Below are 15,554 nucleotides of genomic sequence, written 5' to 3'. Positions count from 1 at the left end.
GGGTATGGCCGGTCTGCAGGTCAAGCCCGGTACGTCCGTTTCAGAAACTGAATGTAAATGAAACGACATTCCAGAAAGCAGCTCTTTAAACAGAAGAACTTTCGTTTCATTATACGACCAAGTTGATAGAGTTTACGCAGAAACGAAGGAGGTTTTCATGCAGTCAACTCGGATCACACGGCTTCTCGCCGCCGCGGTCTTCGCCGGCAGCGTAGCAATCGGCGCCGTTGCGCCGGCATTTGCCGACCAGCAGCTTCTCAATGTGTCCTACGACCCGACGCGTGAATTTTATAAGGATTTCAACGCCGCCTTCGCTGCCAAGTGGCAGAAGGATACCGGTGAAGCGGTCACCATCCAGGCCTCCCACGGCGGCTCCGGCGCCCAGGCCCGCTCGGTTATCGACGGTCTCGAAGCCGATGTCGTGACGCTCGCTCTCGAAGGCGATATCGATGCCATCGCCAAGGCGACCGGCAAGATCCCGACAGACTGGAAGACCAAGTTCCCGAACAACTCGACGCCCTACACCTCGACGATCGTCTTCCTGGTGCGCAAGGGCAATCCGAAGGGCATCAAGGACTGGGGCGATCTCGTCAAGGACGACGTCCAGGTCATCACCCCGAACCCGAAGACCTCGGGCGGCGCCCGCTGGAATTTCCTGGCGGCCTGGGCCTGGGCCAAGCAGGCGAATGGCGGCGATGAAGGCAAGGCACAGGAATATGTGACCCAGCTTCTGCAGCACGTTCCGGTTCTCGATACCGGTGCGCGCGGCGCGACCACCACCTTCGTCCAGCGCGGTCTCGGCGACGTTCTGCTGGCATGGGAAAACGAAGCCTATCTCTCGCTCGAAGAACTCGGCCCCGACCAGTTCGAGATCGTCACCCCGAGCTTCTCCATCCGCGCCGATCCGCCGGTTGCGATCGTTGACGGCAACGTCGACAAGAAGGGCACCCGCAAGGTTGCCGAGGCTTACCTCAATTATCTCTATTCGGACGAAGGCCAGAAAATTGCTGCCAAGCACTACTACCGTCCGATCAAGCCGGAAGCCGCCGACAAGGCAGATATCGCCCGCTTCCCCAATCTGAAGCTCGCCACCATTGACGACTTCGGCGGCTGGAAGGAAGCTCAGCCCAAGTTCTTCGCCGACGGCGGGGTATTTGACCAGATCTACAAGCCGGCCCAATAATAGAGTTCATGAACGCACATAGCCACGCGCGGTGGCGGTTCAAGCGGCCGAGTGTCATTCCGGGTTTCGGAATGGCGCTCGGCTTAACCTTGACCTGGCTCACCCTTCTGATCCTTATCCCGCTATCGGGCCTTGCATGGCGCTCGAGCGAGCTCGGCTGGCAGAAATTCCTGTCGATCGCGCTCGATCCGCGTACGGTCAATGCGCTTCGCATCAGCTTCGGCGGCGCCTTTGTCGCCGCCTGCATCAATGCCGTCTTCGGCGTCATCCTCGCCTGGGTTCTGGTACGCTACCGCTTTCCCGGCAAGCGCATCATCGACGCCATGGTCGATCTTCCCTTCGCGCTGCCGACGGCAGTGGCCGGTATCGCGCTGACGACGCTCTATGCACCGAACGGCTGGATCGGCCAATTCCTGACGCCGCTCGGTATCAAGATCGCCTTCACTCCCGCCGGTATCGTGGTCGCCCTCATCTTCGTCGGCCTGCCCTTCGTGGTGCGCACGGTTCAGCCGGTCATGGAAGAGATCGACAGGGAAGTGGAGGAAGCCGCGGCGACGCTCGGCGCCAACCGTTTCCAGACGATCACCCGCGTCCTGCTGCCCGGCCTTGCGCCGGCGGTGCTGACGGGCTTTGCGCTCGCCTTTGCGCGCGGCGTCGGCGAATACGGTTCGGTCATCTTCATTGCCGGCAACCTGCCGTTCAAGTCCGAGATCGCGCCGCTTCTGATCGTCATCAAGCTCGAAGAGTATAATTACGCGGCCGCCACGGCGATCGCCGCCGTCATGCTCATCATCTCGTTCACCATGCTGCTCGTCATAAACTTGATCCAGAGCTGGCGCAGACGGAGGTACGGACATGGCGCTTGATACGGCCACCGCCGCCCCCAAAGTCCGCTCCGTCGTCACCGAAAGCCGGTTGGCGCGCTGGAGCCTGATCTTCCTGTCGCTGCTCTTCCTGCTGCTGATGGTCTTCCTGCCGCTGGCGGCAGTCTTCGTCGAAGCCTTCCGCAAGGGCGTCGTCGCCTTTTTTGAAGCGCTGCAGGATGCGGAAACCTTCTCGGCGATCCGGCTGACGCTGATCGTCGCCGGTATCAGCGTGCCGCTGAACCTGGTCTTCGGCGTCGCCGCCGCCTGGGCGATCGCCAAATTCGAGTTCAAGGGCAAGGCGTTCCTGACGACACTGATCGACCTGCCCTTCTCGGTCTCGCCGGTTATTTCGGGCCTGGTCTTCGTGCTGCTGTTCGGCGCCAATACTTATCTCGGCAAATGGCTCGATGCCCACAGCATCAAGATCCTCTTCGCCGTTCCGGGTCTGGTGCTCGCCACCATGTTTGTCACCTTTCCCTTCGTTGCCCGCGAATTGATCCCGCTGATGCAGGAACAGGGGACAGCGGATGAAGAGGCGGCGCTGTCGCTCGGCGCCAGCGGCTGGCAGACCTTCTGGCATGTCACGCTGCCGAACATCAAATGGGGTCTGCTCTACGGCGTGCTGCTCTGCAACGCGCGCGCCATGGGCGAATTCGGCGCCGTCTCGGTCGTCTCCGGCCATATCCGCGGCCAGACCAACACCATGCCGCTGCAGGTGGAAATCCTCTACAACGAGTATAATTTCACCGGCGCATTTGCCGTCGCGACCTTGCTTGCCCTGCTTGCCCTTGTGACCCTTGTTTTGAAGACGCTGCTCGAAATGCGATACAGCGCGGAAATCGCCGCCAGCCGGCGGCACTGAAGGATTGAGAATGGAAGTTCGCGTTCAAAACATACGCAAGGAATTCGACCGATTTCCGGCGCTCCACGACGTTTCGCTCGATATCCGCTCGGGCGAGCTGATCGCGCTGCTCGGTCCTTCCGGTTCCGGCAAGACGACGCTGCTGCGTTTGATTGCAGGTCTCGAAAGCCCGACTGACGGCAAGGTGTTCTTCGGCGACGAGGATGCCTCGAAGAAGACGGTACAGCAGCGCAATATCGGCTTCGTCTTCCAGCATTACGCGCTGTTCCGCCACATGACGGTGCTCGACAATGTCGCCTTCGGCCTCAAGGTCCGCAGCGGCGCGCGCCGTCCGCCGAAGGCCGAGATCCGCAAGCGGGCGCTCGAGCTGCTCGACCTCGTGCAGCTCTCCGGCCTTGAGAAGCGTTATCCGGCGCAGCTATCCGGCGGCCAGCGCCAGCGCGTGGCGCTCGCCCGCGCCATGGCGGTCGAGCCGAACGTGCTGCTGCTCGACGAGCCCTTCGGCGCGCTCGACGCCCAGGTTCGCAAGGACCTGCGCAAATGGCTTCGCGAAATCCATGACCGCACCGGCCATACGACCGTCTTCGTCACCCACGACCAGGACGAAGCGATGGAACTCGCCGACCGCGTCGTCGTCATGAGCCAGGGCGCGATCGAGCAGGTCGGCACGCCGGATGAAGTCTACGACCGGCCAAACTCACCCTTCGTCTTCGGCTTCGTCGGCCAGTCCAACTGTCTGAACGTAAAGATCGCCAATGGCGACATTCTGTTCGAGGGCCGCACGCTCGGCCTGAAGGCGGATGGGGAGCCTGATGGCGAGGCCCAGCTCTACTTCCGCCCGCACGACATCGAACTGCTGGACGCAAACCGCGGCGGCATTCCCGGCAAGCTGGCCTCCAGCCGCCGCGTTGCCGGGACACGGCATATCGAAATCGATATCGGTACCGCGCATCAGCATATCGAGCTGGAAGTTCCGCCCTCGCACACCGAAGTTCTCGACAGCAAGCATATCGCTTTCCGGCCGACGCGCTGGAAGCTATTCAGGAAGGGCTGAACACTCTACGCCGTCATGCTTGGGCCTGTCCCGAGCATCCGCAACGGCTGCGGGCGGCGAGGCCGCCCGCTCTCACATTCAGTAGACTTCCGGAACATACATGTCCGGCGGAACCGGAACGCGCGAGTAATCGTCGTGACGCACGCGCGGCGGCAGGACGACGTGATCTTTCGGCACGTCCTCATAGGGGATCTGCTTCAAGAGGTGGTTGATCATGTTGAGGCGGGCGCGCTTCTTGTCGACCGCCTGAACGACCCACCACGGCGCCTCGGGGATGTGGGTATATTCCAGCATCTCTTCCTTGGCCTTGGTGTATTCTTCCCAATGCACGCGGCTTTCGAGGTCCATCGGCGACAGCTTCCACTGCTTCAGCGGATCCTGGATGCGCATGCGGAAGCGGAATTCCTGCTCCTCGTCGGTGATCGAGAACCAGTATTTGACGAGGATGATGCCGGAGCGCACGAGCATGCGCTCGAATTCGGGAACCGAACGGAAGAACTCGTCGAGTTCATCCTTGGTGCAGAAACCCATCACACGCTCGACGCCGGCGCGGTTGTACCAGCTGCGGTCGAAGAGCGCCATTTCGCCTGCCGACGGCAGATGCGGGACGTAGCGCTGGAAATACCACTGGTTCCGCTCACGCTCGGTCGGCGCCGGAAGTGCGACGACGCGGCAGACGCGCGGGTTCAGACGCTGCGTGACACGCTTGATGGCACCGCCCTTGCCGGCTGAATCGCGGCCTTCGAAAAGCACGACGACCTTCAGCTTCTTGTGCTGCACCCAGTCCTGCAGCTTCACCAGCTCGTGCTGGAGACGGAAGAGTTCGCGGAAATAGGTCTTGCGGTCGAGCACATCCTCAAGGCCGCCAGGCATGTTCTCGGCGACCAGCTCGTCCAGCCGGTCCTCCTCCATCTGCATTTCCAGTTCCTCGTCGAAACTGTCTGCAATCTCATCCTTGATGCGGCGGAGCTGGTCGATTTCTTCCTGAGTCATGGTCCTGTCCCTCTGATCGGCGCCACATCAACAGGGTTTGACGACAGTAATGTGACAATGCGAGCCGCGCGAGGAAGGCCGCCGGAGATACCGCAAAGTTGTGTCACGCAAGGTTCACGGGGCGGACGTAGTTTTGGTTGCTTTTCCATGAAAGGACAAGGACATGGCTGATATTGCCCCCGATCACCTGTTGCCTGAGTCCGGTAAGCACCCGCTGCATTCGTCGAGTGCAGGCAAGTGGTTCGTGCCGGTCTTTCTCGTCATTCTTCTCTGCGGCCTTGGATATGTCGCCTATGCGCTCGGCCGCGATCTGACCGAAGCCTCCGCGGTTCCGTGGATCCTGCTTGGCCTTGCGCTGCTGATTGCGCTCGGCTTCGAGTTCGTCAACGGCTTCCATGACACGGCGAATGCCGTCGCCACCGTCATCTACACGCGCTCGATGCCCGCCGAGCTTGCCGTCATCTGGTCCGGCTTCTTCAACTTCTTGGGCGTGCTGACATCGACGGGCGCCGTCGCCTTCGGCATTCTGGCACTTCTGCCGGTGGAGCTCATCCTGCAGGTCGGCTCGGGATCGGGCCTCGCCATGGTATTTGCGCTTCTGATTGCGGCGATCTTCTGGAACCTCGGCACCTGGTATCTCGGCCTGCCCTCCTCCAGCTCGCACACGCTCGTCGGCTCGATCATCGGCGTCGGCCTCGCCAACCAGTTTCTCGCCCCGGCGGGAAGCGCCACCAGCGGTGTCGACTGGTCGCAGGCGACCAATATCGGCCTGTCGCTGCTGATTTCTCCGCTGATCGGCTTCGCTCTCTCGGCCGTGCTTCTCCTCGTCATGAAGTTCCTTGTACGCAAGAAGGAGCTCTATGAGGAGCCGAAAGGCAACCAGCCACCGCCGCTCTGGATCCGGGCAATCCTGATCTTCACCTGCACCGGCGTCAGCTTCGCCCATGGCTCCAACGACGGCCAGAAGGGCATGGGCCTGATCATGCTGATCCTCATCGGTCTGGTTCCGACGGCCTTCGCGCTGAACCGCACGCCTGACGTCAACTATCTCGAAGCCTACAAGCAGGCCTCGGCGCAGGTCGAAACCGCGCTCGGCAAATACGTCAAGCCCGGCGTCACCGTCACCGATTACAAAGCCGAAGTCAGCAATGCGGTGAAGACCAAGACCTGGACGGACGCCACGACGCCTGCCCTGCAGCAGTTCATTCATCAGACGAGCGCCGAAATCGCCGGTTTCCCGACGGTCGAGGCCGTTCCGACCAACATCGTCGGCAACGTTCGCAACGACATCTATCTTATCGGTGAATCGCTGAAGCTGATCGACAAGCAGAAGCTGCTGCCAATGGATGCAGCCGATCTGCAGGCTGTCACCAACTACCATAATGCTGTCGACAACGCGACGAAGTTCATCCCGCTCTGGGTCAAGGTCGCCGTGGCACTCGCCCTCGGCCTCGGCACCATGGTCGGCTGGAAGCGCATTGTCGTCACCGTCGGCGAGAAGATCGGCAAGACGCACCTGACCTATGGCCAGGGCGCCGCCGCCGAAGTCGTCGCCATGGTCACGATCGGCGCGGCAGACCATCTCGGCCTGCCGGTCTCGACGACGCACGTGCTCTCATCCGGCGTTGCCGGGACGATGGCGGCGAACGGTTCCGGCCTGCAATGGTCGACCGTCCGCAACATGCTGATGGCATGGGTGCTGACGCTGCCGGCCTCGATCGCCATCGCCTTCGTGCTCTTCATCATCCTTCGCCAGGTCTTCTAAGGCTCCTGACGAAGGAAAACCGCGACAAATGCTGCGGCGCATGATAAGCGCGCCGCAGCTTCTTATCAGGTACCCGCTTTCCCATGATCCGCATCGAAAATATCAGCAAGCAGAACAGCCACCGCATTCTCTATCTCGAGGCATCCGCCGCGCTCAACAAGGGCGAGAAGATCGGCCTCGTCGGCCCGAACGGCGCCGGCAAGACGACGCTGTTTCGCATGATCACCGGCGACGAGACGCCGGACGAAGGTCAGATCTCCGTCGAGAAGGGCATGACCGTCGGCTATTTCAACCAGGATGTCGGCGAGATGTCCGGCCGCAGCGCCGTTGCCGAAGTCATGGAGGGCGCCGGCCCCGTCAGCGAAGTCGCCGCCGAACTGCGCGATCTCGAAGCCGCCATGTCCGACCCCGATCGCATGGACGAGATGGACGCGATCATCGAGCGCTACGGCGAAGTGCAGGCCCGCTACGAAGAGCTCGACGGCTACGCGCTGGAAGGCCGCGCCCGCGAAGTGCTCGACGGTCTGAGCTTCACGCAGGAAATGATGGACGGCGATGTCGGCAAGTTGTCCGGCGGCTGGAAGATGCGCGTGGCGCTCGCCCGCATCCTGCTGATGCGTCCGGACGTGATGCTGCTCGACGAACCGTCGAACCATCTCGATCTCGAAAGCCTGATCTGGCTCGAAGACTTCCTGAAGAATTTCGACGGCGCGCTGCTGATGACCTCGCACGACCGCGAATTCCTCAACCGCATCGTCACCAAGATCATCGAGATCGACGCCGGTTCGCTCAACAGCTACTCGGGCGACTACGCCTTCTACGAAAACCAGCGGGCGCAGAACGAGAAGCAGCAGCAGGCGCAGTTCGAGCGCCAGCAGGCGATGCTCGCCAAGGAAATCAAGTTCATCGAGCGCTTCAAGGCCCGCGCCTCGCATGCCGCCCAGGTGCAGAGCCGCGTCAAGAAGCTCGACAAGATCGAACGCGTCGAGCCGCCGCGCCGCCGCCAGACGGTCGCTTTCGAATTCCTGCCCGCACCGCGCTCGGGCGAAGACGTCATCAACATCAAGAACGTTCACAAGAAATACGGCAGCCGCAGTATCTATGAAGGCCTGGACTTTATGGTCCGCCGCAAGGAGCGCTGGTGCATCATGGGCGTCAACGGCGCCGGCAAGTCGACGCTCCTGAAGCTCGTCGCCGGTTCGACTGACCCCGATCAGGGCAGCGTCGCGCTCGGCGCCAGCGTCAAGATGGGCTATTTCGCCCAGCACGCCATGGACCTGCTCGATGGCGAGCGTACGGTCCTCGAATGGCTGGAGGATTCCTTCCCGCTCGCCGGTCAGGCGCCGCTTCGTGCGCTGGCAGGCTGCTTCGGCTTCTCCGGCGACGATGTCGAAAAGAAGTGCCGCGTCCTCTCGGGCGGCGAAAAGGCCCGCCTGGTGATGGCCAAGATGCTGTTCGACCCGCCGAACCTGCTGGTTCTCGACGAGCCGACCAACCATCTCGACCTCGACACCAAGGAAATGCTGATCAAGGCGCTCGCCGATTACGAAGGCACGATGCTCTTCGTCTCGCACGACCGCCACTTCCTGGCAGCACTCTCCAACCGCGTCCTGGAACTGACGCCTGATGGCATCCACCAGTATGGCGGCGGCTATACGGAATATGTCGAGCGCACCGGCCAGGAAGCGCCGGGTCTGCGGAGCTAATTTCGCGCTCGGAGCGAGATCGTGTGGTGACGCAAATGCCCGCGCTCGATCTCACAGATCGCGAAAGAGGGAGCGTCGGTCAACGCAGGCGTTGGCCGGCCCTCAAGCAGAAGCGGATTGGGCTCGCAGAGCGAGCCGCAGATGTGAACTGGCGTGGTGCCTAGCCTGCCGGAAACAGGGCGGTGAACGTGTCCGCATAATATTGCCAGCACGGCGCTGTTCGCACCTCCCAAAACCTCGGCAAGCGCATCCGCTTTTCTGCACATCATCGCGTCCAGCAGCGCGATACCCGTCTCGACCGGCGGCTGATGCATGAAGATCATGGAAGGTGCGTTCGCGGCCGCTAGCGCGTTTTGCAGCCAGGCAAGATGGGGAGCCGCGTCTCCATGGCTGGCACCGGATACGGTGACATCGAGACCGAGGAATGTGAGGCCTGCCTGGGCACAGCTGAAATGCATCGGCTGGCCCACTGCACAGAACTCCGGCAATTCGCGAGACATCGTCTCCTGGCAATCACCGTTTCCGGGTAGGATATGGACCGCGCAATCGAGGCCTCGCAGCATATCGCCCACCGCCCGGTAGCCTTCCCGCCATCCATCATCGACGAGATCGCCGGTTATGACGACGAGATCGGGGCGCAGGCCACGGACCCACTCCACAGCCTCGCCAAGCCGGTCGAGACCCATTGAACGCGGGCTTGCATGGATGTCGGATATCTGTGCCAAAAGCATTTCGCTCTCCGGTCGACTGAAGCCGGAGAGTGCAACATGTGTTTCAAAGCTGCAACCGCGTGCGTCAGCTCGCCCGGTTGCCCGCCTCGTCGAAGACATGCAGGTGCTGCGCCGGGAAGGTGACGTTCACCTTCGGGCCGGCCGAGAGCGCTTCGCGGTTCAGCGTGAAGACCTTGAACGGCAGGCCGTGCAGCGACAGGTGCAGGATGATGCCGAAGCCGGTCGGTTCGATGAGTTCGACATCGGCACTCATGCCGTTGCCATCGGATGACATGACGACATGCTCGGGACGGATGCCGAGCGTGACCGTCGCGCCGTTGGCGACGGATAGCGGTGCGGAAAGCGGAACGATCGTGCCGTCCTTCAGCTTTACGCCGCCATTCTCATAGGTCGCGTCGAGGAAATTCATGCCCGGAGAGCCGATGAAGCCGGCGACGAACAGGTTTGCTGGGCGGTCGTAAAGTTCCAGCGGGCTGCCGACCTGCTGCACCACGCCGCCATGCATGGCGACGATGCGGTCGGCTAGCGTCATGGCTTCGATCTGGTCGTGAGTGACGTAGATCGAGGTTGCCTTCAGGTCGCCATGCAGCTTCTTGATTTCGGCGCGCATCTGTTCGCGGAGGCGCGCGTCGAGGTTCGACAGCGGCTCGTCGAACAGGAACGCCTTCGGTTGGCGCACGATGGCGCGGCCCATGGCGACGCGCTGGCGCTGGCCGCCGGACAATGCCTTCGGGCGGCGCTCCAGCAGCGGATCGAGGCCGAGCTTGGAGGCTGCGGAGCCTACAGCGCTGGCGATCTTTTCCTTGGCCGTCTTCCGGAGCTTCAGGCTGTAGCTCATGTTGCCCGCGACATTCATGTGCGGGTAGAGCGCGTAGGACTGGAACACCATGGCGATGTCGCGGTCCTTCGGGTGCAGATCGTTGACGCGGTTGCCGCCGATGCGGATTTCGCCGCCGGAAATATCCTCGAGGCCGGCGATCATGCGCAACAGCGTGGACTTGCCGCAGCCGGACGGGCCGACGAGGACGACGAATTCGCCGTCGCCAATCTTGAGGTCGACATCGTGCAGCACCTGCACGTGGCCATAGGCCTTCTTGACGTTCTGCATATCGATCGATGCCATGTGTTTAACCCTTGACCGCGCCGGCCGTCAGGCCCTGCACAAGATAACGTTGGATGAGCAGGAAGAAGAGACCGGCCGGAATGAGCGCCATGACGCCCGCCGCCATCATCTGCCCGAAATCCACGGAGAATTTCGAAACGAAGGTGAGAAGCCCGACCGGGAAAGTCGCCGCATCATTGCCGTTGATCAGCATCAGCGCGAAGAGCAGCTCGCTCCATGCCGCGGTGAAGACGAAGCCGAGCGTCGCCGCGATCCCCGGTAGCGTCAGCGGCAGGATGATCTGCCGGAACGCCGTGAACTGCGTCGCGCCGTCGATCATCGCCGCCTCTTCCAGATCCTTCGGAATGCCGTCGAAGAAGGACTGCATCAGGAAGGTTGCGAAGGGAACGTTGAAAGCCGTGTAGACGATCACCAGACCCGTCAGGCTGTTCGTCAGATGCAGCGGCGTCAGGATCTTGAAGATCGGCGCGACGAGCATGACGAGTGGGAACATCTGGGTCAGCAGCATCAGCGCCACGATCCAGTATTTTGCCCGGAAGTTGAAGCGCGACAGCGCATAGCCGGAGAGCGAGGCGCAGATCGTAACCGTGATCGCGGTAGAGGCCGAGACGATCAGGCTGTTCTTGAAGAAGGTCGGAAAGGCGCTGTGCTGCAGGACGAAGGAATAGTGCTCCCAGGTCGTGCGCGACGGCCACATGCGAACGCCTTCGGAATAGAGAAGATCGTTCGGCGTCACCGAAACCTTCAGGAGCCAGAAGAGCGGGAAGAGCGCAAAGAGGATGTAGCAAAGGATTGCCAGACGATGCGCGATAGTGGGGATGACGGATCGCTTCATGGTCTCAATCCTTGTTCAGCAGGGTCTGCCGCAGCAGGATGATCAGCATCGAATAGGCGAGCAGCAGCGCGAGCAGGACGAGAGCGATCGCCGAGGCATAGCCGAAATCCAACCGCTTGAAGGCCTGGGTGAAGATGTAGCTCGCAACGATCTGCGTGCGGTCCGCCGGGCCGCCGCCGGTCATGACGACGATCAGGTCGGCGAAATTCGAGATCCAGACGGTGCGCAGCAGCACGGTGATGGCGATCGTCGGCGCCAGGAACGGCAGGGTGATCGAGCCGAAGCGCTGAAACCAGCCTGCGCCGTCGATGGAGGCCGCCTCGTAGAGATCGCGCGGGATCGCCTGCAGGGCGGCAAGCAGCGTGATCGCGAAGAACGGAATGCCCCACCAGACATTGGCGATGATCGGTCCCCACATCGCATACTGAGGGTCGGACAGAATGTTGCCCGGCTCGCTCATCAGGCCCATCGCATAGAGCCAGTGCGGGATCGGGCCGATGACCGGATTGAAGAGCCAGGCCCAGTTGAGGCCGGCGAGGAAGGACGGCACGGCCCAGGGCAGGAAGACCAACGCCTGAACGATGCCCCTGCCCCAGAACGGCTTGTCGAGCAACAGCGCGAGGATCAGGCCGAAGACGAACTGCAGGATGACGGAAGCACCGGTCCACCACAGCGTATTCTTGAGCGCGCCGTAGAAGGCGGCGTCCTTGGAAAGGTCGCGGAAATGCTCGAGCCCGATGAAGCCGCCGGAGAAAGGATTGAGGAGCTGGATGTCGCGGAACGCATAGGAGATCCCGATCACCAGCGGCACCATCATCACGCCGATGATGAGGATCAGCGAAGGGGCGCTATAGAGATAGGGTTCCGAGGCATCGGCGAGACGCTTCAGCCACGGCCTGCGGTCGCGGCGTCTATCGAGCGTATCGGCGGTCATAGTCATCGGTGGTCGGCTTTCCGTGTGTTTACACCATTAACCTGCTGCGCGCACGGCCCCCCTCATCCGGCCCGATGGGCCACCTTCTCCCCGAGGGGAAAAGGGAACGGAAAGGTTGCCGCAAAACCCCTTCTCCCCAATGGGGAGAAGGTGCTGGCAGGCGGATGAGGGGGCTCCTGGTTCGGAGCCCACCCGATTTATTTCGCCAGATGCTTCTGCTGAGCCTTGGTCAGGTAATCAGCCCACTGGTCGGCAAGGTCCTTCGGCGAGATGTCGCCGAGAAGAGCCTGCTGCGAGGTCTTGATCGCCAGCGAGTCCTTGAAGAAGGCGAATTCTTCGAGGTAGGTCGGCATGACGGTCGGGACGGTGTCCTTGTCGGCGAGTTCCTGGAACCAGCCCTTGAACTGGTCACCGGCGTAGAACGGATCCTTCTCGGCTGCCGTATAGGCCGGCAGAGCGCCGATCTTCTTGTTCCACTCGATGTTGCCATCCGGGCTTTCGAGAGTTTCGATCAGCTTCCAGGAGAGGTCCTTGTTCTGGCTCGTCGTGAACATCGACCAGCCGGCATAGCCGATGGTCGGGAAGGACTTGCCATCCGGGCCCTTCGGCAGCGGGATGACGCCGAAGTCTTCGGCCTTCATGCGCTCGGCAATGGCGATGAGGGCGTCCGGATCCTGGTCGAGGAAGGCGCAGGTGCCGGAGTAGAAGCCAGCCACGACTTCGTTGAAGCCCCAGTTGACGCTATCCTTCGGCGCGTAGCCCTTCTTGTAGAGATCGACCATCCATTCCAGACCCTTGGCCCAGCCTTCGCTGTTCATGGTCGAGGTGCCGTCGTCGTTGAAATACTTGTTGGAGCCGGCCATAGAGGCGGCGAAGATCATCCAGCCGTTCAGGCCGCCCGGACCGCCGCGCATGCAGTAGCCGTACTTGCCCGAGATCTTGGAGACGGCTTCGGAAGCCTTGGTGAACTCCTCCATCGTCTTCGGCGGTTCCTTGACGCCGGCTTCGGCGAGCAGCTTCTTGTTGTAGAACATGGCGCGCAGATAGAAGCCGTAGGGCAGCATGTATGCGGTGTTCTTGACGTCGCGGCCGAGCTCGAGAGCGCGCGGCGTCAGGTCCTTGGTGTGTTCCCACTTGGCGAGATAGGGCTCGAGGCTTTCGAGCATGCCGTTATTGCCGTAGAGCGACAGCCAGGTGTCCGGCATTTCCATGACATCGGGCGTATCGCCGGCCGAAACCATGGTTGCGAACTTCTGGAAGGCTTCGTTCCAGGGCAGCGAGATGATCTCGACCTTGGTGCCTGGATTGGCGGCTTCGAACTTGCCGACGATCGACTTCAGCGTCTCGGTGCGCTCCGGGCTGGTGATGACTTCGACGAGTTTCAGCGTCGTGTCGGCGAAGGCTGTTCCTGCCATCATGGTGGCGAAGAGCGTAGCGGTTATCAGTCTTTTCATGCTCAGTTCCCCTTTTGTTGAAGGTGTTTCTCTCACTATTGTCGTCACGAAGCGGCGGCGATCGCCTCTTCGATATCCGTCCACAGGGCCTCGGTTCCTTCGAGGCCGACATGGAGGCGTACGGACCGCGGATGAATGCCAAAGGCATGCGCGGAATTCGGCTGTGCCTTCTGCTGAAGCACGACCTCGCCCGGTACGATCAGGCTTTCATGTCCACCCCAGCTCACGCCCAGTTTGAAGAGCTTAAGGTGATCGGCGAAGGTGCGGATATCCACGCCTTCGTGGAAGATGAAGGAGAAGAGGCCCGACGTGCCGTTCAGGCCCGCAGGCAGGCGGTTGGCGAGACCCGGATGGCAGACCTGCTCGACGCAATCGAGCGCCTGCAGGCGCTGGGCAACAGTCACCGCCGCCGTCTGGTGGGCCTTCATGCGGATCGGCAGGGTGCGCAGGCCGCGGATCAAAAGCCAGGCATCGAAAGGCGAAAGCTTGCCGCCGAGATAGGGATAGGCCTCGGCCTTGATGCGAGCGATCATCTCCTTCGAACCGGCAACGACGCCGGCGACGACATCGCTATGGCCGCCGAGATATTTCGAGGCCGAATGGATGACGATATCGACGCCCAGCGTGATCGGCCGCTGGAAGATCGGGCTTGCCCAGCTGTTGTCGATCATGGTGACGACGCCATGCTTCTTCGCAAGAGCCGCCAGTGCGCCGACATCATGGGCTTCCATCACCCAGCTCGTCGGGCTTTCCATGTAGAAGACCTTGGCGCCCGGAAGCGCCTTGGCGACCTCTTCCTCGTCGCGGCCGTCGACATACGTGACCTCGACCTTCATGCGCTTCAGGATGGTGCCGAACAGGCGGAAGGCATCGGGATAGACATGCTTGACGGCGACGATGCGGTCGCCCGGCTCGACAAAGCTCAGGACGGCGGACGAGATCGCCGCCATGCCGCTTGCAAAACCGAGCGCGTCTTCGGCGCCTTCGAGCTTTGCCAGCATCTCCTCGAACATGCGCACCGTCGGGTTGAGGCCGCGCGTATAGATCGGCCGCACCTTTTCGCCGCGATAGGAGGCGATCATGTCGTCGTAGCCGGAGAAGGTGAACAGCGACGTCTGGAAGATCGGCGGTACCACGGCCTCGGCGAAATTGCCGTCGTCATGGGCGGTGATCAGCGAAGCGAAATCGAACGGTTCGGAGCCGTCAGTCATTTGGACATTTCCTTGATGTCTTCCTCGACGACGTCGAGGATTTTCAATGTTTCGCAGCGCGCCGCTTCGGGGTCCTGAGCGGCAATCGCGTTGAAAAGCGTGCGGTGAAAGGGAAACGAGCGGCGGGCAAAGTCCTGCCGGTCGAAAGGATGCGACCAGAAGCGCACGAAGGTCTCGCGCATCTGCTCCAGAAGCTGGCCGAACATCGGATTGTGCGTGGCGTCGTAGACCGCCATGTGGAAGGCAAGGTCCTCGGGGCCTGACGTGCCCTTGGCGATATGGACGCGCTCCATCTCGTTGAGCTTCGTCTCGATGTTGACGACATCCTCGGCCGTGCGCTTGCGAGCCGCGACCATTGCCGCCTCGCACTCGATGCCGCGGCGCACTTCCAGCGTCTGCAACAATGCATCGCGCAGATTGGCGCCCTCGAACGAGAGCGGAACGTGAATGGTAGCCTTCGAAACCGGTTTCAGCAGATAGGTTCCGCTGCCCTTCCGGGTCTCGATGACGCCGAGTGCCTGGAAGTGGCGGATGGCTTCGCGAATGGTAGAACGTCCGACAGCAAGGGCGGACATCAGCTCGCGCTCGGCCGGAAGCCGGTCGCCCGCCTTCAGCTTCGCATCCTCGACGTAATGCGCCAGCGCCTCAGTCACCTGACGCGCACGATCGATCGCCGGAAGCGGCCGGATTACCGGCCTGTCGCCCACATTTGCCTTCATGGTTCCCCATTTTTCTTTATCAGGCAGCCGACCTTAAATTGGTCTGACATCTTAGCATTCCGTAAGAATCTTTCGCCGTCAAGGGCGGTGACGAAAGAATTGGTTCATGAATTGGGGA

General features: G+C 61.6%; 14 protein-coding genes. 6 read left to right on the top strand and 8 right to left on the bottom strand.

The features are described from left to right. Positions 1-157: 157 nt before the first annotated feature. The 4 genes from ACEN84_RS28060 to ACEN84_RS28045 are packed head-to-tail and all read left to right on the top strand — an operon-like array spanning position 158 to position 3,965. Complete coding sequence (locus ACEN84_RS28060) at positions 158-1,183, top strand: sulfate ABC transporter substrate-binding protein (RefSeq protein WP_413712481.1); 1,026 nt, start codon at positions 158-160, stop codon at positions 1,181-1,183. Positions 1,184-1,191: 8 nt separating this feature from the next. Beyond that, on the top strand, positions 1,192-2,049 hold the full coding sequence (cysT, locus tag ACEN84_RS28055; RefSeq protein WP_112711022.1) for a sulfate ABC transporter permease subunit CysT: 858 nt from the start codon (positions 1,192-1,194) through the stop codon (positions 2,047-2,049). After that, positions 2,039-2,911, top strand: coding sequence for a sulfate ABC transporter permease subunit CysW (gene cysW / locus ACEN84_RS28050; protein WP_112711023.1), 873 nt, complete (start codon positions 2,039-2,041; stop codon positions 2,909-2,911). Before cysT ends, cysW begins: the two co-directional genes overlap by 11 nt. 10 nt (positions 2,912-2,921) lie before the next feature. Further along, the gene (locus ACEN84_RS28045) at positions 2,922-3,965 is read left to right on the top strand and encodes a sulfate/molybdate ABC transporter ATP-binding protein (protein WP_130281308.1); all 1,044 of its coding nucleotides are present in this window, start codon (positions 2,922-2,924) and stop codon (positions 3,963-3,965) included. Between the two features lie 78 nt (positions 3,966-4,043). On the opposite strand, the gene ppk2 is transcribed toward ACEN84_RS28045, so the two are convergent. Then, positions 4,044-4,958: a polyphosphate kinase 2 gene (gene ppk2 / locus ACEN84_RS28040; RefSeq protein WP_112711025.1), complete on the bottom strand. Its 915-nt coding sequence runs from the start codon at positions 4,956-4,958 to the stop codon at positions 4,044-4,046. A 163-nt stretch (positions 4,959-5,121) separates the two neighbouring features. Between ppk2 and ACEN84_RS28035 the strand changes: the two genes are divergently transcribed. Both ACEN84_RS28035 and ACEN84_RS28030 read left to right on the top strand, forming a co-directional pair. Beyond that, positions 5,122-6,723 carry an inorganic phosphate transporter gene (locus ACEN84_RS28035; RefSeq protein WP_413712480.1) on the top strand — a complete coding sequence of 534 codons (1,602 nt, stop codon included), beginning with the start codon at positions 5,122-5,124 and terminating at the stop codon, positions 6,721-6,723. Positions 6,724-6,806: 83 nt separating this feature from the next. Next, positions 6,807-8,429, top strand: a complete 1,623-nt coding sequence (locus tag ACEN84_RS28030; RefSeq protein WP_112711314.1) for an ABC-F family ATP-binding cassette domain-containing protein — start codon at positions 6,807-6,809, stop codon at positions 8,427-8,429. On the opposite strand, the gene ACEN84_RS28025 is transcribed toward ACEN84_RS28030, so the two are convergent. The 7 genes from ACEN84_RS28025 to ACEN84_RS27995 all read right to left on the bottom strand — a co-directional run bounded on the left by ACEN84_RS28025 (position 8,426) and on the right by ACEN84_RS27995 (position 15,436). Continuing rightward, positions 8,426-9,115: a metallophosphoesterase gene (locus ACEN84_RS28025; protein WP_413712506.1), complete on the bottom strand. Its 690-nt coding sequence runs from the start codon at positions 9,113-9,115 to the stop codon at positions 8,426-8,428. The genes ACEN84_RS28030 and ACEN84_RS28025 overlap by 4 nt on opposite strands. Positions 9,116-9,224: 109 nt before the next feature. Continuing rightward, on the bottom strand, positions 9,225-10,283 hold the full coding sequence (locus tag ACEN84_RS28020) for an ABC transporter ATP-binding protein (protein WP_413712479.1): 1,059 nt from the start codon (positions 10,281-10,283) through the stop codon (positions 9,225-9,227). A 4-nt stretch (positions 10,284-10,287) separates the two neighbouring features. After that, positions 10,288-11,118, bottom strand: coding sequence for a carbohydrate ABC transporter permease (locus ACEN84_RS28015; protein ID WP_112711028.1), 831 nt, complete (start codon positions 11,116-11,118; stop codon positions 10,288-10,290). Between the two features lie 4 nt (positions 11,119-11,122). Then, a complete protein-coding gene (locus tag ACEN84_RS28010) occupies positions 11,123-12,058 on the bottom strand; it encodes a carbohydrate ABC transporter permease (RefSeq protein WP_130281315.1) in 936 nt (311 codons plus the stop codon). Between the two features lie 191 nt (positions 12,059-12,249). After that, the gene (locus tag ACEN84_RS28005) at positions 12,250-13,506 is read right to left on the bottom strand and encodes an ABC transporter substrate-binding protein (RefSeq protein ID WP_130281319.1); all 1,257 of its coding nucleotides are present in this window, start codon (positions 13,504-13,506) and stop codon (positions 12,250-12,252) included. Positions 13,507-13,550: 44 nt separating this feature from the next. After that, positions 13,551-14,717 (bottom strand): PLP-dependent transferase, encoded by a 1,167-nt coding sequence (locus ACEN84_RS28000; protein ID WP_413712478.1) that lies wholly within the window; start codon positions 14,715-14,717, stop codon positions 13,551-13,553. Further along, complete coding sequence (locus ACEN84_RS27995; RefSeq protein WP_199628131.1) at positions 14,714-15,436, bottom strand: FadR/GntR family transcriptional regulator; 723 nt, start codon at positions 15,434-15,436, stop codon at positions 14,714-14,716. Before ACEN84_RS27995 ends, ACEN84_RS28000 begins: the two co-directional genes overlap by 4 nt. Positions 15,437-15,554 lie beyond the last annotated feature (118 nt).

Origin of the sequence: Rhizobium sp. Rhizsp82 (genome assembly GCF_047325115.1) — a bacterium.
GTDB lineage: Bacteria > Pseudomonadota > Alphaproteobacteria > Rhizobiales > Rhizobiaceae > Rhizobium.
This window is presented reverse-complemented; position numbering and strand designations above follow the sequence as displayed.